The 26,110-nt window shown below is 44.8% G+C and carries 21 protein-coding genes; 9 read left to right on the top strand and 12 right to left on the bottom strand.

The window, feature by feature from the left end:
• Positions 1-154: 154 nt before the first annotated feature.
• From EO93_RS09295 to EO93_RS09280, 4 genes are all read right to left on the bottom strand, one after another.
• Positions 155-1,156, bottom strand: a complete 1,002-nt coding sequence (locus EO93_RS09295) for a CBS domain-containing protein (RefSeq protein WP_048133523.1) — start codon at positions 1,154-1,156, stop codon at positions 155-157.
• Between the two features lie 384 nt (positions 1,157-1,540).
• A complete protein-coding gene (locus tag EO93_RS09290) occupies positions 1,541-2,335 on the bottom strand; it encodes an HPP family protein (RefSeq protein ID WP_048133522.1) in 795 nt (264 codons plus the stop codon).
• A 64-nt stretch (positions 2,336-2,399) separates the two neighbouring features.
• Positions 2,400-3,029 (bottom strand): cyclic nucleotide-binding/CBS domain-containing protein, encoded by a 630-nt coding sequence (locus EO93_RS09285; RefSeq protein ID WP_048162171.1) that lies wholly within the window; start codon positions 3,027-3,029, stop codon positions 2,400-2,402.
• Positions 3,030-3,906: 877 nt separating this feature from the next.
• Entirely contained in the window at positions 3,907-5,361 is a 1,455-nt protein-coding gene (locus EO93_RS09280; RefSeq protein ID WP_048133520.1) for an OB-fold nucleic acid binding domain-containing protein, read from the bottom strand.
• Positions 5,362-5,904: 543 nt separating this feature from the next.
• Between EO93_RS09280 and EO93_RS09275 the strand changes: the two genes are divergently transcribed.
• On the top strand, positions 5,905-6,999 hold the full coding sequence (locus EO93_RS09275) for an MFS transporter (RefSeq protein WP_048162169.1): 1,095 nt from the start codon (positions 5,905-5,907) through the stop codon (positions 6,997-6,999).
• Between the two features lie 143 nt (positions 7,000-7,142).
• Positions 7,143-7,766, top strand: coding sequence for an RNA 2'-phosphotransferase (locus EO93_RS09270; RefSeq protein WP_048133518.1), 624 nt, complete (start codon positions 7,143-7,145; stop codon positions 7,764-7,766).
• A 130-nt stretch (positions 7,767-7,896) separates the two neighbouring features.
• Here EO93_RS09270 and rtcA read toward each other — a convergent pair whose 3' ends face one another.
• Positions 7,897-8,964 carry an RNA 3'-terminal phosphate cyclase gene (rtcA, locus tag EO93_RS09265; RefSeq protein ID WP_048162167.1) on the bottom strand — a complete coding sequence of 356 codons (1,068 nt, stop codon included), beginning with the start codon at positions 8,962-8,964 and terminating at the stop codon, positions 7,897-7,899.
• 43 nt (positions 8,965-9,007) lie between these two features.
• Entirely contained in the window at positions 9,008-10,513 is a 1,506-nt protein-coding gene (locus EO93_RS09260) for an NAD(P)/FAD-dependent oxidoreductase (protein ID WP_048162165.1), read from the bottom strand.
• Between EO93_RS09260 and EO93_RS17415 the strand changes: the two genes are divergently transcribed.
• From EO93_RS17415 to EO93_RS09250, 3 genes are all read left to right on the top strand, one after another.
• A complete protein-coding gene (locus EO93_RS17415) occupies positions 10,512-10,664 on the top strand; it encodes a hypothetical protein (RefSeq protein ID WP_156161278.1) in 153 nt (50 codons plus the stop codon). The genes EO93_RS09260 and EO93_RS17415 overlap by 2 nt on opposite strands.
• Before the next feature lie 1,459 nt (positions 10,665-12,123).
• Positions 12,124-13,695, top strand: a complete 1,572-nt coding sequence (dnaG, locus tag EO93_RS09255) for a DNA primase DnaG (RefSeq protein ID WP_048162163.1) — start codon at positions 12,124-12,126, stop codon at positions 13,693-13,695.
• Between the two features lie 453 nt (positions 13,696-14,148).
• Positions 14,149-14,427 (top strand): UPF0058 family protein, encoded by a 279-nt coding sequence (locus EO93_RS09250; protein ID WP_011024502.1) that lies wholly within the window; start codon positions 14,149-14,151, stop codon positions 14,425-14,427.
• Here EO93_RS09250 and rimI read toward each other — a convergent pair.
• Positions 14,411-14,941 (bottom strand): ribosomal protein S18-alanine N-acetyltransferase, encoded by a 531-nt coding sequence (gene rimI / locus EO93_RS09245; protein WP_048133530.1) that lies wholly within the window; start codon positions 14,939-14,941, stop codon positions 14,411-14,413. The two genes, EO93_RS09250 and rimI, sit on opposite strands and share 17 nt — an antisense overlap.
• A gap of 237 nt (positions 14,942-15,178) precedes the next feature.
• Positions 15,179-17,056, bottom strand: coding sequence for an archaeosine synthase subunit alpha (arcS, locus tag EO93_RS09240; RefSeq protein ID WP_048162161.1), 1,878 nt, complete (start codon positions 17,054-17,056; stop codon positions 15,179-15,181).
• Positions 17,057-17,335: 279 nt separating this feature from the next.
• On the opposite strand from arcS, the gene EO93_RS09235 reads away from it, so the two are divergent.
• The 4 genes from EO93_RS09235 (at position 17,336) to EO93_RS09220 (ending at position 20,773) form a co-directional block, all read left to right on the top strand.
• Positions 17,336-18,706: an FAD-binding oxidoreductase gene (locus EO93_RS09235; RefSeq protein ID WP_048133512.1), complete on the top strand. Its 1,371-nt coding sequence runs from the start codon at positions 17,336-17,338 to the stop codon at positions 18,704-18,706.
• Positions 18,707-18,753: 47 nt separating this feature from the next.
• Positions 18,754-19,881 carry a (Fe-S)-binding protein gene (locus EO93_RS09230; protein ID WP_048133529.1) on the top strand — a complete coding sequence of 376 codons (1,128 nt, stop codon included), beginning with the start codon at positions 18,754-18,756 and terminating at the stop codon, positions 19,879-19,881.
• Positions 19,882-20,190: 309 nt separating this feature from the next.
• Positions 20,191-20,448: a hypothetical protein gene (locus EO93_RS09225; protein ID WP_048133511.1), complete on the top strand. Its 258-nt coding sequence runs from the start codon at positions 20,191-20,193 to the stop codon at positions 20,446-20,448.
• Positions 20,449-20,491: 43 nt separating this feature from the next.
• Positions 20,492-20,773: a hypothetical protein gene (locus EO93_RS09220; protein WP_048133510.1), complete on the top strand. Its 282-nt coding sequence runs from the start codon at positions 20,492-20,494 to the stop codon at positions 20,771-20,773.
• 66 nt (positions 20,774-20,839) lie between these two features.
• Here the strand turns inward: EO93_RS09220 and EO93_RS09215 are convergent, their stop codons facing one another.
• The 4 genes from EO93_RS09215 to EO93_RS09200 form a co-directional block, all read right to left on the bottom strand.
• Complete coding sequence (locus tag EO93_RS09215; protein ID WP_048162201.1) at positions 20,840-22,777, bottom strand: YgiQ family radical SAM protein; 1,938 nt, start codon at positions 22,775-22,777, stop codon at positions 20,840-20,842.
• A gap of 390 nt (positions 22,778-23,167) precedes the next feature.
• Complete coding sequence (locus EO93_RS09210) at positions 23,168-23,809, bottom strand: MBL fold metallo-hydrolase (RefSeq protein WP_048132378.1); 642 nt, start codon at positions 23,807-23,809, stop codon at positions 23,168-23,170.
• Between the two features lie 92 nt (positions 23,810-23,901).
• Positions 23,902-24,675 carry a TatD family hydrolase gene (locus EO93_RS09205; protein ID WP_048162159.1) on the bottom strand — a complete coding sequence of 258 codons (774 nt, stop codon included), beginning with the start codon at positions 24,673-24,675 and terminating at the stop codon, positions 23,902-23,904.
• A gap of 162 nt (positions 24,676-24,837) precedes the next feature.
• On the bottom strand, positions 24,838-26,110 hold a 1,273-nt coding region (locus EO93_RS09200; protein WP_048162157.1), incomplete at its 5' end, for a 2-isopropylmalate synthase.

Genomic DNA, 26,110 nt, shown 5'->3' with positions numbered 1-26,110 from the left:
CGGAGTTTATTCTGGTCTGTCCAGCCAAGAAGTTTGCCTCCTTTCCCAAACTCTTTAAAGCGTGCCCGGATATTTTCCATAGCTTTTCCGGGCTTTAGTCTGGCTTATTTAGCTCTGTTTCGGTTTAGCAGAAGTTTTATTCCAAAACTCCTGTTTAAAATTCAAACCCTCTCAGGAAATCGCTCTCTGTAATAATACCGCGCAGCATTCCATCTTCCAGAATCGGAAGTGAGCCTATCTTTTTCTCGAGCATGATTTCCATGGCTTTTCCCATATCTGTGCCAGGGCTGGTCCAGATCAGTTCTTTTGAAACAATAGAGCCTACAGGCTGGTCCAGAGCCTCATGAATATTTCCTGTTGTCAACTTGCTGAATGCATCCCCTCTTCCAAGGAAATGGACAATATCGGAGGCAGTGACTATTCCCGCAAAGATTCCGTCCTTTACTACAGGAAGTCTTCGGAATCTGTTCTGTACCATTACTTTTGCTGCATGTCCGATGGACGTATCTGTTGTTACCATTGTGACATTTTTGGTCATATATTCATCAACAGTTTTGTTTGTCACAATCCCCCCCATCAGTTCCACGGCATTTCTTTCGGTAAAGATGGCGATGACCTGCATTTCATCATTTACTATTGGCAGGCCTCCGGTCCTCCTTTCAAGCATTGTTGTAATGGCCTCTTTAAAATCTGCCTGGTCATCGATGTACGCAACATCAGTTTCCATAATCTGTCGTACTTCTTCGTTTATTGCAGCCAAAAGGTTGCCTTTGAAACGGTTTTCGACAAGAAGGTTCCTACTGCCGCCTCCCAGGAAATCGATGATATCAACAGAAGTAACGACTCCTTCCAGCCTTCCTGTTCCCGCGTCTGTGATCGGAATACGCCTGAATCTTCTTTCAGTCATAATCCTAACTGCGTCCATGATGGTTGCAGTGGGAGGGAGGGTTACTACATCCCTTGTTGCCAGGGCAAGAATTCTTCCTTCATGTTCCGCAATGCGGGACTTGAAACTTGGGCCTATTCTCATTGTGCCCATGCTGCTGACCATGTGCGGGTCTTTCTGTTGCGCTTTTTTGCCTGACTTGTTCAGGTTTGGCTGAACATTCATTTTTTCGACTGGTACAAATGTCTTATTTTTGTTCAATAGGATCACCGAATCGAGTTGCAGTTAATTGCTTTTTTCATCTTCCGTTTTTCCTCTACCCGCATTTTGCAGGAATTTATCCCTTGAGCCCAATTCATATTTTAGCAGACTCATGGTTAACTGTTGGAAACAAACAAACCTTAAAGCAATCTTCTCTCGAATCTTTCTGAACACTTACTTTTGTTTGTCAATCTGTACTCTCTATTAATTGTAATCTTCATTAATTATAATCTTTAATCATTATAATCCTTTTGCGCGAGAACCTGTCTATTACCTTTCATGCAATTTGTGATCAGTTATGTGACCGGTTTCACTATTCCACTGGAAACTTCTTTCTTAAAAGGGTTAAAATGTCATTAAAGACATTTAGATAATTGGCTCTCTGCCTAAGGATTACTCAGACCACACGTTGGCGATGGATCCAAGAAGGTCCTGCCTGTCAACGATTCCGGATATTTTACCCTGTTCATTTACTACAGTAACTCTTCCGATATCATGCCGAATAATCATTTCAATCGCACTCTTTACGGAATCGTTCTCTGAAAGAGTATATGCAGGAGTTGACATAATCTTTTCAACTTTAGGACTTTCGTTTGGCCTTGTTGCCCGTTCGTCTTCTACGGACCTTCTCAAAATGCCTGATTTAATTATATCCCTTCTTGTTATCATCCCGATGGGATCGCCTTTCTTTGAAACTACTGGAATACCGGTATAATCCGTCTCTATCATATAATTCCAAATCTTGGAGACCCTTTCATCCGGCAAACAGGTTTCGACTTTTTTTGTCATAACCGTTTCTATGGTCTTCGAAACACTTTTGGGAAGTTCCACTTTTTTGAGAATATCAACGTCACTCAGGACACCTACAACCGTATGGTCTGTTGTTGATTTAACAACCGGAACCCTGTTCTGTTTCGATTGCACCATCAATTTTGCAGCTTTCACAACATCCATATCCGGAGTGACTGTCGGGGATTGCCTTGCATATCCACCCACCGTGACATCCGAGCGCGTGGACGTAATCCTCATGATATCCTGGTCATTCAGCATTCCCACAAGCCTGTTTCCCTCATCAATAACAACAAGACCTCGAAGTAAGTAATCACGCATCATTTGGCGGGCATGAGTTATGAAATCCCCTTCTTTGACACTTACAGCCCCCACTGTCATAATCTCGCTGACGTTCATAGTTTACCTCCCTGCGCTTTCGTTAAGACAGATAATTTGAAAGTCGAGATTTCAAGCTCGTGATTCATTCGTAACTCTCCCCTTCTGCTTGCCGACAGTTTTCGCATAAGTATCTGCCGTCCACTAATTTCAGGTCTACTGAATGATAAGAACATGATTCACATATTCCTGTACTGAAGTCTTCTTCAATCTCCCCCATTGAAGGAACGGAGAGGAGAGCTTCCCGGTTCATATCAATAAGATCCTTGAGTATGGTACTGAGTCCGGGTGTTACCATCAGAATATCGGTATTTGAAATCACTCCTATTATTGTACCGTTTTCCAGGACTGGTAGCCTTTTAATATTGGCTTTCAACATAATTTCGGAAGCTTTTACGACACTTGTCTCAGGTTCCACGGTTAACAGAGGGGTGGAGAGGATTTTGCTTGCATTTACTTCACCTGGTTTTCTGTCCTCTGTAACGATACCCTTCACAAGGTCCCTTTCAGTTATGATCCCCATGGCCTTTTCGTTTTCTGTAATAATTACGCTTCCGACATCGTGTTTGACCATTTCCCTTGCAATGGCAGGAATATCTGTGTTAATGTCCATTGTGATGACTGTTTTATTCATCACTTCAGCAACCGAGACCTCCCTCTCAATTTCTCTGTTGTGAATATCAGTACCTGGTTCCCCTTCAGGTTCATCAACCATTAACTGCCGATCCCCCTTTATTCTTTCAGCATCCCAAACCCCGGCAAACTTACTATTAAAATCTCTTCAGGTTTTCAATTTCCCATGGAAAAATATTCCAGATCCCTTTAAACTTCCCCTTTTTATACAGATCTGGAGTGAAATCCTGAAAAGCCGGTGTTCCGGTAAGCTTTCCGTTCAAATATTTCTTCAGGCGCGTTTCCCTTTAAAGGTCTTTCCCGCACTTCTAAGACCTTTTTATAACACTCATTATATACGAGTCAATAGTACATAATGATAACGGCATTTCTTTTTTTTTGTAAATACTAGAATTTACATAAAGTGGGTGCAGAAACCGTTTTTGAGGCCTAAGCCGTCGATTTCTTCACGAAAGGTTTATGAAAGTCCGGCAGGAATTTTTTTATAACCCCCTCATTTCCACTGGAAATTTTTGCTTAGAATTATAAATATCGCGGTTTCTTGAAAAAACATCAGGGAGAAGCAGCAGAAGAGAAATCTATCTTAGAAAAAAGCTTTATACAGAATAAATTATTCTGAATTATATTTATAATGCTATTGATTTTTTTCACAGGAAATTTTTCAGACCCCTATATTTCCACTGGAACCTATTTTCTCACTTTTTATCCGCAAATTTCCGGATTTAAAATTGCTAATAGTTTGTGTAAAGAGTAAAACAGAGAAAATAGAAATTAGATCGCAAGTAAAAATGCAAAAACTGGATAAAAGGTAAAATAAAAATTCAGACAAAATTTAGTAAAATCCAGACAAAAACTGAAATGAATAAAACCAAATCGAAGCCGATAATTATTCAACAAAGAACATATATGCATAAATAAATAGTTAAAAACAGTTAAAAACAGTTAAAAATAGGGAGTGATCAGAGAATAATCACTCTACTCCTGTTCCCAACGCTAAGTTCCATTTCTTCGTTCAACCCATACTTGGCATAAGCGTCAATGATCTGGATCTCGGAGTCGATATCCAGGTCCTCTATCACATAGGCCTGTTCTCCCCAGAGAGTTAGCCGGATACTGCCTGTTTCGTCCTTAAGCTGCAGGTTTGCGACCACACTTTCGGTTCCGTCTTCCTTCTCAAATTCTCTTAGTTCTCCGATTTCGGAAACTTTTCCCTGGACAGAATAGCTTTCTCCCGGGATAATGTTGGTGATGTCAGTAAATTTCTCCCTGTACTCAACCTTTTTTTCACTTCTCTGAATTATCCCTCTGGCTCCCAGGCTGAGTTCCACCTGCTGGCTGAATGTGTTTTCCCGGGAATAAGCATTGAGAACCTCTACGGTTTCATCGAATTCAATCTCGTCAAGAAAATCGGTTTTTTCGTCCCAGAGTGTGAGCCTGATTTTGCCTGTGGAATCGCCCAGAAGGATGTTTCCAACCCTGCCGGCGGAGCCGTCTTTTTTCTCAAAGGTTCGGACTTCTGAGATATCAAGTATCCTTCCTGAAATATTGATATTATTCATGTCAGCTTTTATATCTTCAACAGGGGTAAACTCTTCTTTATATTCGATTTCCTTTTCGCTTTTTCTGATTATGCTCCTGTTTCCTATTTGCAGCTCCACTTTCTGCGTAAAGGCATTTTCACGGGCGTAAGCATTGATCAGTTCAACAGTGTCCCCGTACTCAATCTGGTTCAAAAAATCGGTTTTTTCGTCCCAGAGAGTTACTCTGAGTGTGCCTGTGGAATCCCCAATCATCAGGTTTCCAACTCTCCCGCTGCTGCCATCTTTGCGCTGGAAAGTCTTGACTTCGGAAACCTCCAGCACCTTTCCAGTAAGGTTTAGGTCTCCCATTCCGTCTTTTATGTCCTTTATATTCTGGTTGCTCGAAGCAACATCAACTTCCTCTTCACTTTCGGTCAGGACTCCATTATTGCCGATGTTAACTTCCACTCCGGAATAGCCCTGCTTTGCATAGCCACTGACCTGAACGGTTTGCCCTACCGTGATTTTTCCGTTTTTAATCAGGTCTGCCATATTGTCCCACAGGGTTAACTTTACTTTTCCGGTTTCGTCTCCGACGATCAGATTTCCAACTCTACCTATAGTACCGTCGTTCCGGGTAAATTCCTTGATATCAAAAACCGAAACAATTCTTGCAATAAAATTAACAGGTCCGCTCTCGGGTGTAATATTTTCTATTTTCACGCTGTCCATGCCTGCATCCGAGAATCCCAGTTCATTGGCAACCAGCATGGCAGCCATCGCCTCATCACAAAGCCCTCCCATATTCTCGACCTTTTCCTGTGTGCGCTGCAGGAAATCCTCTCTACTGATGACATGGCTGAGCTTCTTATAAATAGTATCAATATCGGTCATGGTACTCCCTTGAATGTTTAATACTTACCTTCAGTGTTTGGTGGTTCTTTTCTTCGATATGTATTCTTGCCTTAAATATCAGGTGTTTGTCCCTGAGAGACAGTTCTTATTAGTGTTATTTTGAGATGTGAAACTTTTTGGAAATCTGATATATTTCAGGTGAAAGCTTGAGGTGAAAATTCAGAACAAATATTTTCAAACTTAAGATAAAATATCTTCCAATTTCATATGAGAAATCACCAGGTTCTATACGTCCTTTCATTAATGCATAATAAGAATATCCCTAAAAATTAAATATTATTTGGTAAGTCTTTTTCCTTTTTTGGTTATCTTTTTAAAGAGCTCTTGATACGGTATGTAAAGTGTCTTACTAAAGGCTACTGTATGCAGGGTGAAAGTATTCAATATTCGGGATGAGATTATCTTGTGTGCTGGGCGAGTATCTTGAGAGTGATTCTTTTGAGTGAGTGGCTTTTATTTTAACTCACATTTTGGAAAACATAATAAGTTATGCCGGTGCTTTTTATCGTGTGAATCTGCTTGATGAGAATAAATAACGTCCAGTTCCTTTCAAACATGGCTAATGTTCTCTCGCTGCTTTTTATTCCCGTTTTTGCCGCATCACTCGGTGCCTCTTATATAGAGATCGGGGTTATAGTGGGGATCTATTCTGTCACAACCCTTCTTTCTTCCTTTATTTTCGGAAGGCTTGCCGACCTTCACCATCTGCGTACAGTGCTTCAGGGAAGTTTTGGGTTTGCTGTAGCCGCCTTTTTTCTTCAGGTCTTTGCTACCGATCCTTCTGCCCTCATGCTTGCAAGGGCTCTAGCCGGTTTCAGTGTTGGGATTCACCCAGGAGCCCTGATAGCCTACGCCCATTATCAGAAGCAGAGCCTCGGAAGGTTTATTTCTCTGGGTTCTCTCGGCTGGATGGCGGGTTTTCTTCTGGCAGGGGTGATAGGGGTAAGAATGGATCTGCTTTTTGGACTTTCATCTCTCTTTTATGCCTTATGTTTCCTGCAGACTTTCAGGTTAAAAGACATTGAAAAACCGCAGCTGAATATTTCTTACTTTTCCCTTAACACACTGCTGAAGAATTCAGGGACCTATTTCTCTCTCTTCCTGCGGCATACCGGAGCCGTCGGGGTCTGGACTATTTTTCCCCTCTATCTCCGGGAGCTCGGAGCAGGCGCCTTCTGGACCGGAGTTATTTATGCTATAAATCCTGCAGTCCAGTTTCTGATAATGCGCAGGCTTGACCCGTTTGAAAATGAAAAGTTGATCCGTGCGGGCTACCTGCTCTCAGTGGTCGGTTTTATCAGTTATGCCTTTGCCTCCTCCTATCTTTACGTCATCCCCGGGATGTTCGTCGTTGCCTGCTCCTGGTCTTTTCTCTATGTGGGTTCAACCCGCAGGGTTGTGGAACTGAATCCGGATAAAGCTACAGCAGCAGGTCTGATCAACTCAATGATCGGGGCTGCAGGGGTTGTGGGAGCCATTCTCGGAGGAGGCCTATCCCAGCTTTTCGGCTTTAGGGCGACAATGCTCGGAGCTGCCATTTTCTCCATTTCAGGCTTCCTGCTCTACAAAACCCTTGGAAGGACCGCAGGCACGGGGATAACAGAAGATGAGGGATAACTGAGAGAATAACTGAGAGGTAGAGAAATCAGAATTTTGAAGGTAAAGGCTTAAAATTCTCTTATCAAAAACTAATTTTAAGAAATAAAGCAAATTAAAACAAAACCTTATTTATGGTAAAGTTTCATTATGTACGTGATACTATGATTCGAAAATGCACTGATCACGGCTATTTTAGAGGAGGCAGCTGTCAGCAGTGTAAATGCCCTGGTAGATACGTGCTGGACGACGGCAGGGAAGAAAAGCTCGGCAGGTTTGTATCAGGTACTCTCCGGCATTTCCCGGCATCTGCAGGAGTTAAAATGGACAAATACGGTTGGGTGGACCTTAACACCTTCTGTGACGTTATGAATAAACGTTATAACTGGATGAGGAAAGAGTACCTTTATGCCCTTGTGGAGTCCGATGAAAAAGGAAGATATCAGATCAGCGGGTCTATGATAAGGGCACGTTACGGACATTCTGTTAACATTGATCTTGACTACGAGGAAAGCGATACTCCATACGTGTACTACGGGGCAAGCCCGGAGGAAGTTGATGTACTGCTCGAGAACGGAATTTTCCCTATCAAACAGCGCTATGTTCATCTCAGTACTTCATATGAAAAGGCAACTGAAGTCGCCCTGATTCACACTGAAAGTCCTGTGATCCTGCAGGTTGACGCCTTTAGAGCTCAGGATGACGGAATTTCTCTAAAGCTTGCAACGGATTACATCGTACTCGCGGAAAAGATACCACCTGAGTACCTGTTTGTACTCGAGGACTAATTTCCCCTTACTGTTTTTTCTCACTTTTTTTCTCACTGTCTTTTTCCGTACTCATTTTTTACTTATTTTCATCTGTTGGTTTTTCGTGTCATTTTCTATTTTTTTCCCTTTTTCTCCTTTTTTCCTTTAATCAGTCTACTGATACTTCAAAAAGTCCCTCTTTTTCCTCTATCCTGAATTTCACATCAAGAAACTGTTCTGTGACCCAGATGTTTGTTGCCGCATGCAAAGTCAGCTCACGGACCGTGTAAGAACTGTTTCCTGCAAGTGCCATATACGGGATCAGCTGATCTGCCAGATGTACATCTACAGAGGCTTCTGTTCTGAGTTCCGAGATGATCTCTTCTGCAGCGCGCCTGCCAACCTTTTCAGCAGGCAGTCCCCTTTCTCCAAGGGCACTTCCTCCGCAATAACCGGACCAGAGGGTTATCCCGCTTCCTGTGGAAAGTAATTCGCAGGACCGGACCTTGATCCTTGAACCGTATCCGGCTTCAAGAAGCATGGATTCGGCAGCTTCAGCCTGGCGGGCTGGCACATGTGCCGGAAGATTCGATGCATGTGAAATTCCCATGACTTCTTTCCTCTGGTTTTGGCTCTCCCCTCTGTTTTGGTTTTCCTCTTCTATTCGGTTTTTTCCGGCTCTTTTGTTTTCTCCTTCCTTTCGGAAATGAAAACCACGAAGCTTACAGGGTTCAAAAATAGCTGAGACCTCTCCTCCCCCCCTGGGATAGTAACCGCGATTTTTCAGGGTCACGCTGCCTGCATATCCAAGTTGTTCAAGTGCCCTGAAGGTTACATGCTGAAGGTAGTCAATTGTCGGTGACCAGGCAACGTCAGTTCCTCCACGTATCGTTATTTCAATTTTTTCTTTTGCAAAAGGCAGGGCTGGCATAAGGCTTTGCAGAAACAGGGTTATGCTTCCTGCGGTCCCGATATCAATCTCATATTTCCCCCCCTTTATTTCCACTGGAGCAAAAAATAACTCTGAAGAACCCGGAAAAAGCCCTGAAACCCGTGCTTCGCAGATCCTGGCTGCAGTTTCCAAAGCTTTCAGGTGCTGTTGTTTCAGGCCGGGATTAGGTCTGTTTCTCCTTATGTTCGTAACCTTTACTTCTTTTCCAGTAACTGCAGAAAGGGCAACAGCTGTCCTGACTACCTGTCCTCCTCCTTCCCCATATGAACCGTCAATTTCTATCATTTCCCTCTCTCCTTATTTCACTCCGTTTTTTTCGTCCTGTGATTTAACCATATCTTTCATCCGAGCTCTTATCCGGGTCCAGTTCATTTGTTTTATCCTTCCGCATATTTCTGACTGCGTCTTTTACAGCCGGCATGAGCGGATCCACAAGCATGGAAACTGGAGGCGCATAGCAGGTTTCAAGGCTAAGAAGGTCTTTGATTGTTGTTTTCTTTCTTATTGCAAGGGAGAGGGCATCGATTCTTTCCTTTATTCCTTCTCCACCTGCGAGTTGCGCTCCTGCAAGGCAGCCGTCTTTAAAATGGAGTTTTATATAGAGATCTTTTCGACCTGGATAGTAGGAAGCTCTCGTGCGCCCGCGAGAAAATCCGGTTACAACTTTTATCCCCTGCCTTTCCGCCTGTTCGGGTGTAAGCCCAACTCCTCCGAATTGCAGGTCTCCAGCAACAGCTACCCAGGGGTCAGCAAGGGCTCCGAAAGTAGAGTATTTGCCTGTAATATTATTTCCGATCACATCTGCCATACGCCGTGCAGTTGTGCCCAGCTGGCTGAGCCTGCTTTCCCCGGTTACAAGGTCCGTAACTTCCGCACATTCGCCACCTGCGTATACATGGGGGAGAAATTCCCCTCCTGCCTTTACCTGAAGCATTTCATTTACGACTATTCCTCCTGCTTTTCCAATATCTATCCCTGCTTCTCTGGCAAGGTATACTTCAGGTTTTACACCGGTTGCCAGGAGCACAAGGTCTGCAGGAAACTGCCTGTCCTTTACAAATACAGTTTTTTCTTTCCAGAAATTTTCAGGTAAAAATATAGGTTCCCCGGTAATAACTTCCACACCGAGGGCTTCAAGGTGTGCCCTGACAATTGCAGACATCTCGGAATCAAACTGGCTGGAAAGCAGGTCTTTACTTCTGGTTATAAGGATAGTTTTAATTCCTCGCTTTTTTAGGGCTGAGGCACATTCAATTCCTATTGTACCTCCACCTACGATGCATACTGTCCGGGCGGTTTCCAGGGCTTTTCCAAAGAGCATGCCGTCAGCAAGGCTCCTGAGAGTGAAGATTCCGTAAGGTAGAATATTTGCCTGGCTTTTGCGAGATATAAAGGGCAGGCTCCCTGTAGCAATCACCAGTTTGTCAAAAGGATAGGCTCCTTCTCCTGTCAGGGCGACCCGCCTGGTCAGGTCTATTGACCTCACTTTCTCGTTCAGTTTCACATCTATGTTTTTTTCCCTGAAAAAACCCGGAGGTTTTACAATCAGTTTTTCAAAACTTTCAATTTCCCTGCCCAGAACAAAAGGAATTCCGCAGTGACTGTAAGCTGTGTGGGAATCAGATGAAAGCACAGTTATTTTAAAGTCACTCTGCCTCCTGATCTTGGTAGCAGCTGCCATGCCACAGGCCCCCCCTCCTATAATGACCACCCTTGTAAGGTTTTTATCTATCCTGGCCTGCGCGGAGACTTTTTCAGGGACCTCTTCCTGAACTTCACCTGCGGTTTGAATAACTTTGCCTGCAGCATCCTTTACGCCAAAATCGCTTCCCATGCTTTTTATAATGGTGTTTCGCGCCTATTATAGGTTTTTAAAAGGAAAAGAACCTTCAACACCCGGAGAGTCTTCAACATCCGGGGAGTCTTCAACATCCGGAGAGCCTTCAGTACCCGGGGAGATTTCAGATGATCTGGAAAGACTTTAAGTGTCCTTCAATGTCCTATAAATTAAGTTTAATCGAACATCTTTCCTGAAAATATCCATTCGAAGGTGTTTTCCAGAAAACAAAAGAGAAAGATAATGATTTTATGGGGGGGTGAACGAGCGAGTTGGGAGTGGGGGGGTTAATACATAAAACAGTGTATTTGTCTCGCTCGTTCAAATTTTTAGACGTTCTTTGTTTTATATATACTTTTCTAAATTTTTCTAATTAACTCTTTTTTAGGAATTTTGAGAACATTTCCAGATATCATTATCCTTAAATTTATCAAGAATGAATTAAAATAATTCAGGGTTAACTAACCTTTTAAATAACCACAAAGTTCTTAAAGCCTGCAGGCATTAGACATATGAATTTAAGACATGTGACATACAGGATTCCTGTTTCTCCGAAGTTGCTTTAAGGCGGGCGGGAGCTGTTCTGTCAGGTCATATCATAAATTAATTACTTCATCCATTCATCACCTACCGGATTCGTAAAGAATCTTACGTAACTAAACGTATGCAAACTTAATAGAAATTTCAGATTATACATGTTACCAATTCAGGGCTAATACCATTCAGTCCAAAAATAAACCTTATACTTATCACCCATGAAGTAATAGTCAAAAAGTGCTTTCAATAAACCTGATGCATTTCATTCACTGCTTTACCACTTATCGTTTAGGGATACTTGTTTAATCAAAAAGGCGTCTGGCACACTCTAGCTGCTCACGCCTCAGGTTTATCCCATCTCTGGGAATATCTCTGGAAGTCTTCAGTTATCAGGTATATTGAATGGTAAACACATTATTTGACTTGGGACTCTGAGAGTTATTTCAGACCCATCAATAAGCTTATGTTAGGGCAAAGATTTTCGGGCAGGTGCAAAAAGCCTCCGTGGATATTGTGGAGGTATACTGTTATACTTTGGTCGAAAATCAGGAATAGCTCTATCTTTGAGAGCTTTAAAACCAGGCTGGTACTTATCTGGCGATTTGCCTTGCAGGTAAGATTTCATCAAGCAACAGTCAGGAAGTATTCCGCCGGTTTAATTATCCTGGCATAAGCGCAACAGGCAGTTGCAGGCAGGTTCGGAACTCCTCTTTCCGGTTCATAGGGTTCATAGTAATCCTCAATTATGAAATCTGTCTTTTCAAGGGTGTATTATCTCTGATCTGGTTTTAAATCTGATTTTTACTACTATTTTTGCATTTTCTGGCCCTTTATGGTATCCAGCACGTTTCCAGGATATAGAGGATAGGTTTGTACTACCAGAAAAGTACTATGAGCCTGAAGACGGAAAAAGAATTGTATGCCGGAATTGTTCGGGTGTTAAGGGTGATTTCCCGTCGATTAATTAAAAAAATCACCAACGAAAAAACGTTCACAATACATTGTTCATAATACCTCGTTTATAATACATCGTTCATGATAAATCGTTATAATAGTTTGGGAGAATTCACATGCAAAATACTGATACTACAAAATACATTATTCATTCTAAAATCAATGCTGATGGGGTAATTGAGCGTCCTGATATCGTAGGCGCAATTTTTGGTCAGACTGAAGGGCTGCTTGGAGCCGATCTTGATCTGCGTGATCTGCAGAAGACCGGAAGGATCGGCAGGATCGAGGTAATGGTTACCGCCAAAGGTGGAAAAACCAAAGGAAATATCTTTGTTCCTTCGAGCCTTGATAAAGTAGAGACATCGATTCTTGCAGCATCTCTGGAAACCATTGACAGGGTAGGTCCTTGCAGTGCCAAAATTGAGGTTTTCCAGGTCGAAGATGTAAGGGCTGTAAAGCGCAAAAAAATTATTGAAAGGGCAAAACTCATCTTCACGAAAATGTTCGATGAGACTGTACCCGAATCTCAGGAACTTGCCGACGAAGTCCGGCAGTCCGTAAGGGTTGACGAACTGACTTATTATGGCAAGTCAAGGATACCCTGCGGGCCGAACGTGCTCAACTCGGACGCTATCATTATTGTTGAAGGAAGGGCTGACATCCTGACCCTGCTCCGCTATGGTATAAAGAACACCATCTGCGTGGGCGGAACTAACATTCCACCTGAGGTCGCTGAACTTACTAAAAAGAAAACAGTAACTGCTTTTACGGACGGAGATCGGGGTGGAGAACTCATTATACGTGAACTCCTGCAGGTGGCAGATATCGATTATGTTGCCCGTGCTCCAGATGGCAAGGGTGTAGAAGACCTTGTCCAGAAAGAAATAATCAGGTCTTTGCGCCGAAAAGTTCCAGTGGAACAGATTATTGAGAAATACGGAATCCAGGAAAAAGAAACTGAAGATAGTGCCTGCAGGCTGGAACACATTTCCAAGAGAAAGATAAGAGCACCTGAAGTTGCTCCCAGAATTGCGGAGAAGAAGTTACACAAACGTGTGAAAGTTCACAGGGTATCTTCAAAGACAGACGTTTACGAAGAGGAATCCCCTGAAGAAATGGAAGAGGCGGCTTCTGAGAAAACTTCGGAAAAAGTTCCCGAAAGGCCCTCTGAAAAAACTCATGCAACGGTAGAAAGAGTTGAGGCAAGAAAGGCTGTCTCAAAGCCAGTTATAGCAAGAGCAGTTCCAGTCACTAGGGTTCCCAGAGGAAAGGCCTCAGCTGAGAAGGTTTCAGCTGAGAAGGTTTCAGCTGAGAAGGTTTCAGCTGTGAAAGTTCCTGGCGGAGAGGCCGTAAGGGTTTCCCCCGCTCCTGCCAGACAGGCTCCGGCTCCACTCTCTCCTGAAGCGGTGAGGTTCAGACCGCATGTAGACGCCCTTAAAGGAACATTGACGGCAAGGATTCTGGATTCTGAAGACCGGGTAATAGAGGAAATGGCAGTCAGAGACCTTGCAAGCAGGTTAAAAACCTACAAAGACAATGTGAAAAGTGTGATTTTTGATGGTGTAATTACTCAGAGGCTCGTTGATATTGCTTCGAGTAATGCAATCAAGAATCTTGTAGGGGTAAAAATCGGAAATCTTGCTAAAGTTCCTGCAGATATGGAAGTTATGACCTCCAGCATGCTCTGAGCAGGTCTTTTTACTTCCTTTCTTCATCTTTTTTATTTCTTTTCTTGTTGTTTTAAAAAAAATCGTTTATTTACGTCTGTTTTTCGTCCTAGAGTCAATTTTTCCCTGAAAATAGGGTACCGTACCCAAAAATAATTCCAATAAATATATGCCATTGAGTATATTCTCCTGGTCAGGAACTAATTATTTCATTGTTATTATTTTATGTGTATCATTTATATATATCTCCGGGGAAATCACTACGATTTGGCATGGATTCACACTATAATACTAAAATTCACACTCTATCCTACAATTCATCATCATTTATCATTTACATTATATGAAAAAGTTTATTAACAAAAACTAGGAAACAAATTTCCTCGGGTAATTCTTTTATTCGGTTCAAGATAATATTTAATTGATCTTGTAAAATTGTAGGTATTTAATTGAAAAATTGTAGGTCTGTTCGCTATGCACAAGGAAGAACTGATACAACTGCACACATATATGGCTCAAATGAAGAGATACTTTGAGAGGCACGGTGTAACGCACGAGTTCGATGACTACAAGGCTTTATCGATAAGCCCCGTCCACATCCACAGGAGCAAGGCGGATCACAAGCGCGCAATTTTTATTTTGGGAGGCGAGCTTGCCACTCTCATGTCACGGGATGACCCTATCTTCGAGGAAGCGTCTACCCATATGAGAGATTCTTTGAATTCCGTCATTAAGCTCATCGGTAATAACTGATAGGGCCCTTGATTGTAGTAAAGAGTTCGTTGTTCGAGAATACGGGTTCGAGATATTTTTGTTTTGAGATCAAGAGGCGGTATGGGTGCAGATGCATTTTCATAACCATACCGTCTTCTCCATCTGAATAATACTTTTTTTCAGTCCAGCAGGATACGAATCCTATCGATCTGTATAATTTTTGTGCGTCAGTGTTACTGTTTCTTACTTCCAGTCTCGCGTATCTAAGTCCGTTTGCAACAAAAACGTCACATATGGCATGAATAAGTTCCGTGCCTATTCCCCTTCCCCGATATTCTTTTTTTACGCCAACGGAAAAAATATGCCCTTCGTTTTCCGCGGAACGGTAGCCCACTACATACCCTACTACTTTTCCATCCTGTTCCGCAACAAGGAAGCCGTCTCCAACCATCTCGTAAAAGTTCATATACACCAGGGAATTATGCTCCGAAAAAGCCTCTTCTTCAATTTCGACTATTTCCTGGAAGTCCTCAGGTGTGAAACGTCTTATCATAATATCATTATATATTCCTGCCATTTTATTACTTCTTCGAGGGAAGACCCACTCTCTCAAGGAAGCCTGTATGGCTTTCTGTTCTATATATTTTCTATTCAGGAATATCTTTTTTGACGCAGGCTCCGCACTTCTGTAATGTTTTACCGGGCTGAAAATCAGGCTAGATAATCAGCTTTAAAGTTTTCAGCCCCAAGGTCTTCAGATTTAAAGTTTTCAGGTTTAAAGTTTTCAGGTTTAAAGTTTTTTTACATGCCGGACGTCTACAGCAACACCCCTGCCTGATTCTTCCATTTCTCTCCCGCTCATCATAGCCCTTCCTACACAGAGAGCTTTTTTCCCGAGAACTATTACCTCGTCATTTGGTCGTATTTCGGGGTCTGCCTCAAGCACACCAGGGGCAAGAATGGAACCACGTGGGACAAAGTCGTCAATCTTTACCACATATTTCTCACTTTTTAGTACCAGTTCCGCTCCTTCAGGAGAAAGGGCAAGCATCCCGTACTGCGGGATTAAAGTTGCAAGCTGTTTTTTCCCTGCAAAGAGCTGGTACTTCGGGAAACGGCCTTTAACCATGGGGTTTCCGACTTCTTCCGAAAAGAGATGCTCTGCGCCCTCTCCGAATTGATAGCCTGCAACCGCCTTTACGAAATTCTTCTTCTCTTCTTCAGCATTCTGTTTTTTCTGGCTGAAATTCTCGGATATGCAGATAGATTCAACAGTATTTTTCAGGTTCGAAAGAGACTCATAGGACGTGAGACTTTCCCCGGCAGTATAGACTATGTCAATCCCCAGTTTTTCAGCTACCCTTTCACAGATCTCCCTGTACGCCCCTTCCACATGGGCAACTATTGTTTTATACTCGTGTTTTGAGAGATAGGCTTCCAGGCATCCGGAAACCCAGGCTTTTTCATCTTCGTCCCAGTGCCCCGTAACCGCAGTATCGTAATGGGCTGCCGGATAGGTTAATTCGAGTTCCCTGGGCACAATTCCCAGGGGTGAGGTTATGATTACCTCATGGACAAACTTCCGGTATTTGCCAAGGGTAAGGATAAACTTCTGGTGGGATTGGGAAATTGAATAGGGTTTTTTAGCTGCACACGGGAGGAGCAGGAGAATATCAAGGTCCGGAGGTGCATACCTTTCCTGCACACGCTGTGCAAACCTGACCACTTCGATCCTTGAAAGGGCTTCGGAAGTATCTGCAAGGAGCTGGTTTTGCCGGAAAGCGGGAACTCTTTCTTCAAGGTAGGAGTATTCGAAATCCCCAAAGCGCAGCAGGGCTGTAAGCCAGGGCCTGACCCTGCACTGTCCTTCCACATACTCCCGCAGTGTCCCCGCCCTAATTTTTTCGCGGACAAGAGCAAGTTCGGCGTCAAGGGCGTCTCTGTTATGGGCTGAAAGAAGCTTTGCCCTTTCGGCTCTCGGGAGAGTTAGAAGCTCTGCGGGCGTTGTGGCGGCACATACCCTGCACCTGCAGGGAAACTCTACCAGGGAATCAAGATAGAAACTACCTGCAGTTGTAAGGTAGATGTCAGAATAGGCTGCAATTTCTGCCTTTGTATCATCCATAACATCTATCCCGATGTAGGCGAGCATTGCTGCATTTTCAGGACGGGCCAGGTTGGGGGCATAGAGAGCAGTATCTGGGGGGATCTGGTTTCTCAGGCCTATTAAGGTTTCAAGAAACCGTCGAGCGTTATTTTCCAGAGTCCCTGCCCCTTCCATTATATAAAGGTCGCTCTTCTGAATCTCTCCTTCTGCTCTAAGAAAAGAACCTGTAGGACCTTCATCTTCAGTATTTCCATCACTTGTGGCAGTAAATGTTTCTACTTTTTCGAGTGATTCGGCTGGGATGGCAGGCGTATAAGTCTGATGGGGAAGGATTATGAGAGTCCCCTTTCCTGTTTTCTCACGAATTTCCTTTATGCGTGCTGCAAGTTCTTTCCGGTCAACAGTCCAGAGGCTGCCTGCATCAACAATAGATCCAGGGTTTTCAAGGTTTCCTAGTGCTGCCGTATGCAGGGCACAGGGAGTGCGGAGTTCGGGAGAGAGCAGGAGTTTTCCTATACGTGCTGCTCCATCTCTATTTTCTATTTCAAAGTACTGTGTCATATTTGTCCTCTTATGTCTATCAGGATGTAAAGGTTTGCCCTGCACATTTTTCTGAAAAAGTTCTTATCTCTCTTTCTTTTTCCTTACTTTACCTTCACTTTAATCTGAAAAGCTGTCAATTTTCTTCTGGTTTTTAAATAGATCTCAGGAGGAAGGAGGATGGTATATTCTTATATATTATTAATATTGATTATCTGCTGCAACTTATCTCTCATTTCTGTCCCAACTGTGGCAGAACTTTCTATTTTTCACATCCGAATTCCAGATTTGAGGTCTATAATGGATATAACTGCAGAGCTTCGAAAAATCGTTGGCGAGCGGCTCTCGGTCTCGCCTTCTGAACTTTATTGTTATTCTTCTGACGCATCCCAGGTCAAAGGGATGCCTGATTACGTGGTACGCCCTACAAGCACGGACGAAGTCAGCCGCATTGTCAGGCTTGCTTATGAAAATGAAATCCCTGTGACTGCAAGGGGAGCAGGCACCGGACTTGCCGGAGGCGCAGTCCCTGTTGGAGGGGGCATTGTGCTGGACATGTCGGGAATGAACCGCATTCTTGAAATCGATATTGACAACATCCAGATAGTCGTGGAACCGGGAGTAATCCAGGATGTCCTTAATGACGCCTTAAAGCCATACGGCTTTTTCTTTCCCCCTAACCCGGGCAGTTCTGCCATGTGCACTATCGGGGGCATGATCGCTTATAATGCAAGCGGAATGCGCTGTGTCAAATACGGCACCACCAGGCACTATGTTCGCGATCTGGAAGTGGTGCTTGCGGATGGGACTGTCATTCACACAGGCTCAAAAATGTTGAAATCCGCTGCAGGTTATGACCTGACCCAGCTTATTATAGGCTCTGAAGGCACGCTCGGAATTGTCACTAAAGCCAGCCTGAAGATCGCGCCTCTCCCCAAGACCCGGAAACTTGTAATCGCATCCTTTAAAAGTGCTGAGATTGCAGGGCAGGCAGTTGTAAAGACTTTTTCAAACGGGGTCATCCCCTCAGCCTGCGAGATCCTTGACAGGGTTTCCCTGCAGGTGCTTAAACGCTACGATCCGAAACTTGTGCTCCCCTCGGAAGGAGATGTAATCCTTTTCGAGGTCGACGGTACCGAAAACTCGGCGCGTGAGGCTGCAGAGCAGATAATAGAGGTCTGTTCCCCCCTTGCCCTCTCCATAAAGCTTGCGGAAAGTGAAAAGGAAATGGCAGATATCTGGGCAGCCAGAAAGCTTGTAGGAGCTGCTGTTTCCCGCCTTGATCCCACGAAAACCAGGATTTATGTGGGGGAAGACGTGGGAGTTCCTATAAAGAAGATTCCGGAACTACTCAGGAGAGCACAGGAAATTTCTGAGAAATTTAACCTGCCTGCCATGAAGTACGGGCATATTGGAGACGGAAACCTGCACCTTGCCCTTTTCATTGACGTCCTGAATAAGGACGAGTGGGATCGCTTGAACCGGGCTGCTGATCTGATCCACAGGACTGCAATAGAACTTGGAGGTACGGTCAGTTCCGAACACGGTGTGGGGGCTGCCCGCGGCCAGTATATGGAAGCCCAGTGGGGTCCGGCCCTTGAGGTAATGCGTGCAATCAAGAAAGCCCTTGACCCGAAAGGAATCCTGAACCCGGGCAAACTGGGGTTGTGAGAGCCGTGAAAAACGAAGGAAAAAAGGAAACTAAGAGAGCAGAAGAAATGAAAGAAAGTGGAATAAGTGAGGCCAGAGAGAAAAGTGAGACTAACGGCAAAGAGCAGCCCTTTGAAATTGACCGCCGTTCGGTTTATAAATGCGTGCAGTGTGGAACCTGCCGTTCAGTCTGCCCGGTCTTTGATGTAGTTGGCTGGGAGTCCGCCAATACACGCGGAAGAATGCTTATCATTAAGAGTCTCCTCGAAGGAAGGCCGCCGTCAGAAGATGTCCTCTCAAGCCTTGCTTCCTGCACAACCTGCGGGATCTGCGCTGCCAAATGCCCTGCCGGAGCAAACCCTCCTGAAGTAGTGGAAGCTGCCCGTGCCCAGCTGGTAAAATGCGGTGTGACAACTGAGGCCCAGGAAAAACTGAAGGCTGCGATTACGACCAGTGGTAACTCTTTTGGGGAAACACGAAGTCGCCAGCACTGGCTTTCCGATACAGAACGTTCAAACCTCCCGGAGAAGTCTGACTATGTCTACTTTGTAGGTTGTTTCGACTCCTACCGCTATCCGGAATTTGCAAAAAAGACTTTTGAGGTTTTGCAGCGCTTTGGAGTCACCCTCCTGCCGGACGAGCAGTGCTGTGCTTCTCCCCTCCTCCGTACTGGTTTCCGGGAAGCTGCGGGAAAGATTATGGAGCATAACCTTGAGCAGATTCGGAAAGTGGGAGCTCACACCGTCATCACAGGCTGCGCCGGTTGTTACACCACTCTCAAAAACAACTACCCCGAAGAGCTCAGGGTCATCAGCCTCCCCGAGTTCCTTGCCGAGCACCTGGAAGAACTGAACCTGAAGCATCTTGACCTCACAGTTACCTACCACGACCCCTGCCATCTGGGCAGGCACAACAAGGTATATGACGCCCCCCGGAAAGTTATTCAGGCTATCTGCACTCTCAAGGAGATGAAAAACATCAAAGAAAACTCCCGCTGCTGCGGCGGTGGGGGCGGAGTCAGGATAGGATATCCCGACATCTCCCTTGCACTTGCAAAAAAGCGTATTGAAGACGTGCCCGAAGGCGTGGACTACCTCGTTACCTCCTGCCCCCTCTGTGTGAGGAATCTCAGGGATGCAGGTGGAGATGTCGAGATCATCGATATTGTAGAACTCGTGGCAATGGCACTGGAGTGAATTAGCTACTGATTTATGGTTGATTTTTTTCCGGGCCGGGTTTCATTCCGGCTCAGTAATTCCTTTTTTTGCTCCTGAGAAGAGGTTTGTTCCTGATGTAAAATCAGTAATTGTTTTTTTGCGACTTCTATTTTTTAATTGTAAATATCACAGAATTTTTATCTTCCTGATTTTATCTTTCTGGATGGACACAATGATAATCCGTCCGCTGTCGGTCAACGCTATATTTTTATTTCTTGAAGGCGACTGTTGTTTATTGAGCAATACAGACAAACGTAAGCTTTAGGAATTTATGGGAGGATAGGATCTATGAGTTGTAAACCAATTAAGTTTCAGAACGTTCCCCCTGATGTGTTTAAATGTATGAAGAAAAAGCTTCAGGACTATGATATCCATGTCCCACCGGGAAACAGAGGGGAACTTTCGGGCAAGGGGGTCACTGCAGATTTCGAATGGGACGGAAAGTCTTCCCTTACCATCACAATCACGGAAAAACCGTTTATTGTCAGCTGTGACACTGCAGCCCGGAAAATAAAGGCTTTCGTGAAAGAGTGCCACGGTTCCTGAAAGCATCCGGATAAAGTTTCTTCGGGCAGGAGGAAAGAAAGAGATGGGTGAAAGGAAACTGGACACGGAGGGGTGCCAGGGGATCAGGTTTAGAAATGTAACTCCGGACGTGTTTTCCTGTCTGAAGAAAAAACTGCAAGCATATGGGATAAAGGTACAGCCGGGAAACTCCGGAGTGCTTGAAGGCAACGGTATAGTTGCCCACTTTAGCTGGGACGGGGGGAACAACCTGCTAATTGAGGTCAAGGAAAGATCCCTGGATACCTACTGCGGGCAGGTAAGCGGAAAACTGAGGTCTTTCCTGCGTGAGTGCCAGGGGTACTGAGGAAATTAGCAAAATCTGCTCATTCCCGTCATTCCCAAATTCAGGATAAAAAAGCATTAAGCCTTTTTAATAAAATTTATTCTTTCTTCTTATCAAACAATTATGGGCATTTCCCACAAGGTCGAGCCTTCCTGCTTTTTCCAGGGCTTCATATACGAGTTCATAGTTTGCAGGACTCATGTAGTGCATCAGGGCTCTCTGCATGGCTTTTTCTTTTTTGCCCCTCGCAACGTATATTTTTTTGCCGGTGAACGGGTCAAGCTCTGTGTAATACATGCAGGTCGATACTGTCATCGGGGTTGGGGTAAAGTCCTGTACCTGTTCTGTGTAGCCCCCATGGTCCCTCACATACTCTGCCATTTCGATCATATCTTCAAGGGTACATCCCGGGTGTCCTGACATCAGGTAGTTTACTATATACTGTTCCTTGCCGCATTTTTTGTTAAGGACTGCAAACTTTCCGGAAAATCTCTCATATACTTCTTTTCCTGGCTTGGACATTGCATCGGTTACTCGCTTTGAGAAGTGTTCAGGCGCAACCCGCAGCTGCCCGCTTATGTGGTGGGCGCAAAGTTCTTCGAGGTACTCTTCATCCTCAAGAGCCAGGTCGTAGCGCACTCCGTAGCCTGTAAAGGCGTGTTTGACGCCGGGCAGGTTGCGCAGGTTGTGGAGGAGTTCGAGCAGTTTTTTATGGCTTGTGTCAAGGGCAGGGCAGATGCGGGGGTAGAGGCAGGCTTTATCCAGGCAGGCCCCTTTTTTCTCCCAGCTTTTGCAGCCCATGGCGTACATGTTGGCAGTGGGTCCGCCGACGCCGTTGATTATGCCCTTGAAGTCCGGTTTTTCCGTAAGCTTCTTTGCTTCCCTGAGGACGGACTCGATGCTGCGGCTTGCGATCATGCGCCCCTGATGCTGGGTGATGGCGCAAAAGGCACAGCCTCCGAAACAGCCTCTGTGCGTTGTCAGGGAGAATTTTACCATCTCAAGGGCAGGGATGGGCTCGGGGTAGAAGGGGTGAGCTTCGCCTGTAAACGGCAGCTCATATACATGGTCAAGTTCCGCTTCTGTCAGAGGGCGCATGGGCCTGTTCTGCACAATAACGGTTTTCGGGTGAGGTTGGACAACACCTTTTCCGGTGACCGGGTTCTGTTCCATGAAGTATTTGCGGAAAGCATTTGCAAAGTCTGCTTTGTCCTGAGAAACTTCGGAAAAAGAAGGAATTTCGATGTATTCTTTGAAAAATTTGGTTGAGCTCTCAGCTACACCTTCAGCTACACCTTCAGCTACATCCCGAGCTATTCCCTCGGCTGTACTTACTGATTCTCTCTCCCCTTTTTGTTCCCGTTTGTCCTGTTCCTGTCCATCCTGTTCTTTAGCGGTCTTTTTGCCCTTTTTGAGCTCTTTCCAGGCTTTGACTTCCATCTTCCAGACCGTGCCGGGGATGTCTCTGATCTCCCTGATGTCTTCCCCGGCTTGAAGGCGCTTTGCAATTTCTACAATCTGGAGTTCTCCCATGCCGTAGACAACGAGGTCTGCAGGGGCGTCGGCCAGAATTGACTGCCTTACTTTGTCCGAAAGATAATCGTAATGAGCAAAGCGCCGCAGGGAAGCTTCAATTCCTCCGAGCACTATTGGCACCTCGGGAAAGGCTTCTTTTATCCGGTTTGAATAAATAATCACGGCGCGGTTCGGGCGAAGCCCTGTTTCTCCTCCAGGGGAATATGCGTCCTTATCTCGCGGCTTAAGGCCCGGAGTCAGGTTGCTGACCATTGAGTCAGTGTTTCCTGCGCTTACGGAAAAAAAGAGTCTGGGCTTTCCAAGTTTCTTGAAATCCTCGGGATTATCCCATTTTGGCTGGGCAATTATTCCTACCCTGAAGCCGGCATCTTCAAGGACCCTTCCTATTATTGCAGTCCCGAAACTGGAATGGTCCACATAGGCGTCTCCTGTAATCAGAATGATGTCAAGTTCCTTCCAGCCGCGAGCTTTTACTTCTTCAGGGCTCATCGGGAGAAACTTTGATACAGGGAGAGCTGGATAAAAGCTTTTTTTCTGCTTTTTTTCCTTCTTTTCGGTTTTAGTTTCAGGCCTCGATTCGGATTTTTTCCCTTTTCCCGCTGAGGTTTCAGGAACTGTCCTTTCGGATTTTATTGAGGTCCGAGTCCCGGATTTTATTTCTTTTCCGGTTTCTACTTTTTTTGGAACAAAAAAACTGGTTTTTCTGGCGGACCTTTCTCTATCCGGTTTTTTCTCCTTTTCTTTATCTGTTTTTTCCAGGTTGAATTTTTTATTTCCTCTCGGGACTGCTGTATCTTTTTCCATAATTTGCTTCCGGACTTCCAGTCTTTTAATTTTTTTTCTTCCAGTCTTTTAATCTCTTTTTCTTATTCGCTGCCTTCAGACTCCCATCATCATCTTTAGCATTGTATAAGAAGCCAGGATCTGTTTGTTTCCGTCCCTGTCATTCGGGGCTCCATGCCCTGAGTACAGGTTTTTTACATCGAGTTTTGTGAGTTTTTCTACGGAACCAAGCATTTTGTCAGGCTCTGAACCTTCAAAGTCCATTCTTCCAAAACCTCCGCCTGGAAAGACGGTGTCTCCTGAAAAGAGGTTTTTTGAGACGGGTTCATAGAGGCAGATGCTCCCTTTTGAATGGCCCGGAGTGTGGATGACTTCGAGGTATTCCCCGTTTCCTATGGGAATTTTGTCCCCTTCCTCATAGATGACTGTTGGTCTTACAGCCGGAGCGCGGTCTCCGAAGAGCACTGAAACACTTAGATACTCGTCGTTTACGCCTTCAAGGTCTGCCCTGTGGATTCCAACTTTTGCTCCACTCTTCTCAGCAATTATTGCAGCTGCGGCAGTGTGGTCATAGTGGCAGTGGGTCAGGACGATTAATTCAAGGTCAGTAAGCTTGATAGATTTTTCCAGCTCCCTGATGATCAGGTCACTGCTCATTCCCGCATCGATCAGGACTTTCCCGTTTACAAGGTAGACACTGGAATCATAGGCGGTGGGGCAAATATATCGGACTTCCATATTTCTTCCTCTTCTGTTCCTCTTTCTGTTTTCTCTTTTTCCCTTCTTCTTTCCCTTCTTCTTTACTTTTTCTCAGAAACTATTTTAAAACCTCAGATGCCGAAAACCCTGCGTGCATTTTCAGTGGCGGCTTTCGCAATTTCTGCAGGCTCCATTTCCTTAAGCTGCGCTATAACAGGGATCGAATCCACTATATATGCAGGCTCGTTTCTGCCTTTTCGTGGGGAAAGGAAAGGACTGTCGGTTTCCAGGAGCAGGTTTTCAAGGGGTACCTCAGCTGCAAGGGCCTGGTGATGTTTGGAAAAACAGACAAGAGTAGCCAGGGAAATATAGTAGCCTGCGTCTACGATTTCACGCATTGTTTCAAGGGAACCGCTATAGCAGTGATAGACTACGGTATCCATCCCTTTTACGAGTTTAAGGACCTCCACTTCAGCCATTCGGGCATGTACTACAAGGGGTTTGTCCAGATTTTTTGCAATCTCGATTACTTTTTTGAACGAAGTTGTCTGTCGTTCACGTTCTTCATTTGTTTTGCAGTCCTGAAAGTCCAGGCCGGCTTCTCCGATACCCACTGCGTTTCCTGCATTAGCCTCTATCTGGGCAATGATAGCGTCTATATCTTTATCACTGCCTTCTCTGCCGATGTCAGGGCTCAGTCCCAGTGCAGCATGGATATCCTCATTCTTTTCCGCAAGCTCAAGACTTATGCGGTTGCCTTTCAGGGAAATTCCGGAGTTGATCATCCCGATAACTCCTGCTTTCCGGGCACGGATGATAGTATCTTCCCGGTCTGGGTTGAATTTGGGAAAATCAAGGTGACAATGAGAATCAATGATCGGATAAGGCATGGGTTTGTATTCCATTTCATTTTATTTTACTTTATACATGCATGAGGAATACAAACCCGAAAAACTAACAGGTATCAGACCTTATCCGGGTTCAGGCTTCGAGCTGTTATTTCCGGTATCATTCTCCAGCATTCTCCAGCTCTTTGGCCCTTTTCTCTTTGCCTTTTAACTTTTTTCTTATTTTTTATACAGCAGGTTCATAGCATTTACAAGGGCTTCCACGGAAGCCATAACTATATCCGGGTTTGCAGACCGTGCTGTTACAATTCTGCCCTTTTCGTTTTCGAGACCTATGTACACATCGGCAAGTGCATCTGCCCCACCGGTGATAGCATCGATCCTGAAATCCTGAAGTTTGAAATGGTTGCTTTCGCCGAGGATATCCCTTACGGCATTGAGGGCGGCGTCTACAGGGCCAACTCCGGTTTTTGCTGAAATGATTTCTTTTCCTTCGATATCAGCCTTGACCACAGCCGTAGGTGTGAGGATGTTTCCTGTCATGACGGATACTTCTTTGAGCTTGATAAATTCTTCATCAGAGCTTGCTTTTCCGAGCACTGCAGAGGCAACTGCATAGAGATCGGCATCTGTTATCTGTTTACCTTTGTTTGCGATTTCTTTGATCCTGAGCACAATCTCGTCAAGCTGCTTTTCATTGGTTTTTATGCCAGCAGACTCAAGGGACTGTTTGACTGCATGTTTGCCTGTGTGCTTTCCAAGGACGATGCGCCGTCTGTGCCCGACCATTTCCGGGGTCATTATACCTGGTTCGAAGGTGTCGGATTTTTCAAGTACTCCCTGGCTGTGGATTCCTGATTCATGGGAGAAGGCGTTTTGCCCTACCACAGGAGTGTTTGGCGGGAGTCTGATTCCGGTGTAGTTTTCAATCATTTTCGAGGTTTCGAGAAGGTATTCTGTCCGGATATTGGTTTTTGCACCGTAGATTGACGTCAGGCTCATCACTGTCTGGGAAAGGTCAGCATTTCCTGCCCTCTCTCCAATACCGTTTATAGTGACCTGTACCTGAGATGCCCCGGCTTCAACGGCCATAAGGCTGTTTGCTACTGCAAGCCCGAAATCATTGTGGCAGTGGACGTCTATTGGAATCGTTATTTCGGCTGCAATGTCTTTTATTTGTCTGTACATTGCAGATGGAACCATGATTCCTACCGTGTCTGGCACGTTAATGATATCGCATCCTGCCTCCTGGACCGCCTTGAAAACCTCTATGAGATATGCGGGGTCAGTTCTGGTGGCATCCATTGCAGAAAACATGCACTTCAGCCCCTGGTCTTTGATGTACTGGACAGCTTCTACAGCCAGTTGAATTACTTCTTCCTGGCTCTTTTTGATGGTATAGATCCGCTGTACCTCCGAGGTCGGGACGAAGGTGTGCACAAGGCCAACATCACTTTCAAAACAGGCATCGATATCTTTTTTTAGTACACGA

This window comes from Methanosarcina sp. 1.H.A.2.2 (assembly GCF_000979975.1).
Lineage (GTDB): Archaea > Halobacteriota > Methanosarcinia > Methanosarcinales > Methanosarcinaceae > Methanosarcina.
This window is presented reverse-complemented; position numbering and strand designations above follow the sequence as displayed.

Excerpts from the sequence above, each read along its gene's own strand:
- EO93_RS09290 (WP_048133522.1), bottom strand. The coding sequence starts at position 2,335 with ATGAACGTCAGCGAGATTATGACAGTGGGGGCTGTAAGTGTCAAAGAA.
- EO93_RS09285 (WP_048162171.1), bottom strand. The coding sequence starts at position 3,029 with ATGGTTGATGAACCTGAAGGGGAACCAGGTACTGATATTCACAACAGA.
- EO93_RS09280 (WP_048133520.1), bottom strand. The coding sequence starts at position 5,361 with ATGACCGATATTGATACTATTTATAAGAAGCTCAGCCATGTCATCAGT.
- EO93_RS09275 (WP_048162169.1), top strand. The coding sequence starts at position 5,905 with ATGAGAATAAATAACGTCCAGTTCCTTTCAAACATGGCTAATGTTCTC.
- EO93_RS09270 (WP_048133518.1), top strand. The coding sequence starts at position 7,143 with ATGATTCGAAAATGCACTGATCACGGCTATTTTAGAGGAGGCAGCTGT.
- rtcA (WP_048162167.1), bottom strand. The coding sequence starts at position 8,964 with ATGATAGAAATTGACGGTTCATATGGGGAAGGAGGAGGACAGGTAGTC.
- EO93_RS17415 (WP_156161278.1), top strand. The coding sequence starts at position 10,512 with ATGCTTTTTATAATGGTGTTTCGCGCCTATTATAGGTTTTTAAAAGGA.
- EO93_RS09260 (WP_048162165.1), bottom strand. The coding sequence starts at position 10,513 with ATGGGAAGCGATTTTGGCGTAAAGGATGCTGCAGGCAAAGTTATTCAA.
- dnaG (WP_048162163.1), top strand. The coding sequence starts at position 12,124 with ATGCAAAATACTGATACTACAAAATACATTATTCATTCTAAAATCAAT.
- EO93_RS09250 (WP_011024502.1), top strand. The coding sequence starts at position 14,149 with ATGCACAAGGAAGAACTGATACAACTGCACACATATATGGCTCAAATG.
- rimI (WP_048133530.1), bottom strand. The coding sequence starts at position 14,941 with ATGATAAGACGTTTCACACCTGAGGACTTCCAGGAAATAGTCGAAATT.
- arcS (WP_048162161.1), bottom strand. The coding sequence starts at position 17,056 with ATGACACAGTACTTTGAAATAGAAAATAGAGATGGAGCAGCACGTATA.
- EO93_RS09235 (WP_048133512.1), top strand. The coding sequence starts at position 17,336 with ATGGATATAACTGCAGAGCTTCGAAAAATCGTTGGCGAGCGGCTCTCG.
- EO93_RS09230 (WP_048133529.1), top strand. The coding sequence starts at position 18,754 with ATGAAAGAAAGTGGAATAAGTGAGGCCAGAGAGAAAAGTGAGACTAAC.
- EO93_RS09225 (WP_048133511.1), top strand. The coding sequence starts at position 20,191 with ATGAGTTGTAAACCAATTAAGTTTCAGAACGTTCCCCCTGATGTGTTT.
- EO93_RS09220 (WP_048133510.1), top strand. The coding sequence starts at position 20,492 with ATGGGTGAAAGGAAACTGGACACGGAGGGGTGCCAGGGGATCAGGTTT.
- EO93_RS09215 (WP_048162201.1), bottom strand. The coding sequence starts at position 22,777 with ATGAGCCCTGAAGAAGTAAAAGCTCGCGGCTGGAAGGAACTTGACATC.
- EO93_RS09210 (WP_048132378.1), bottom strand. The coding sequence starts at position 23,809 with ATGGAAGTCCGATATATTTGCCCCACCGCCTATGATTCCAGTGTCTAC.
- EO93_RS09205 (WP_048162159.1), bottom strand. The coding sequence starts at position 24,675 with ATGGAATACAAACCCATGCCTTATCCGATCATTGATTCTCATTGTCAC.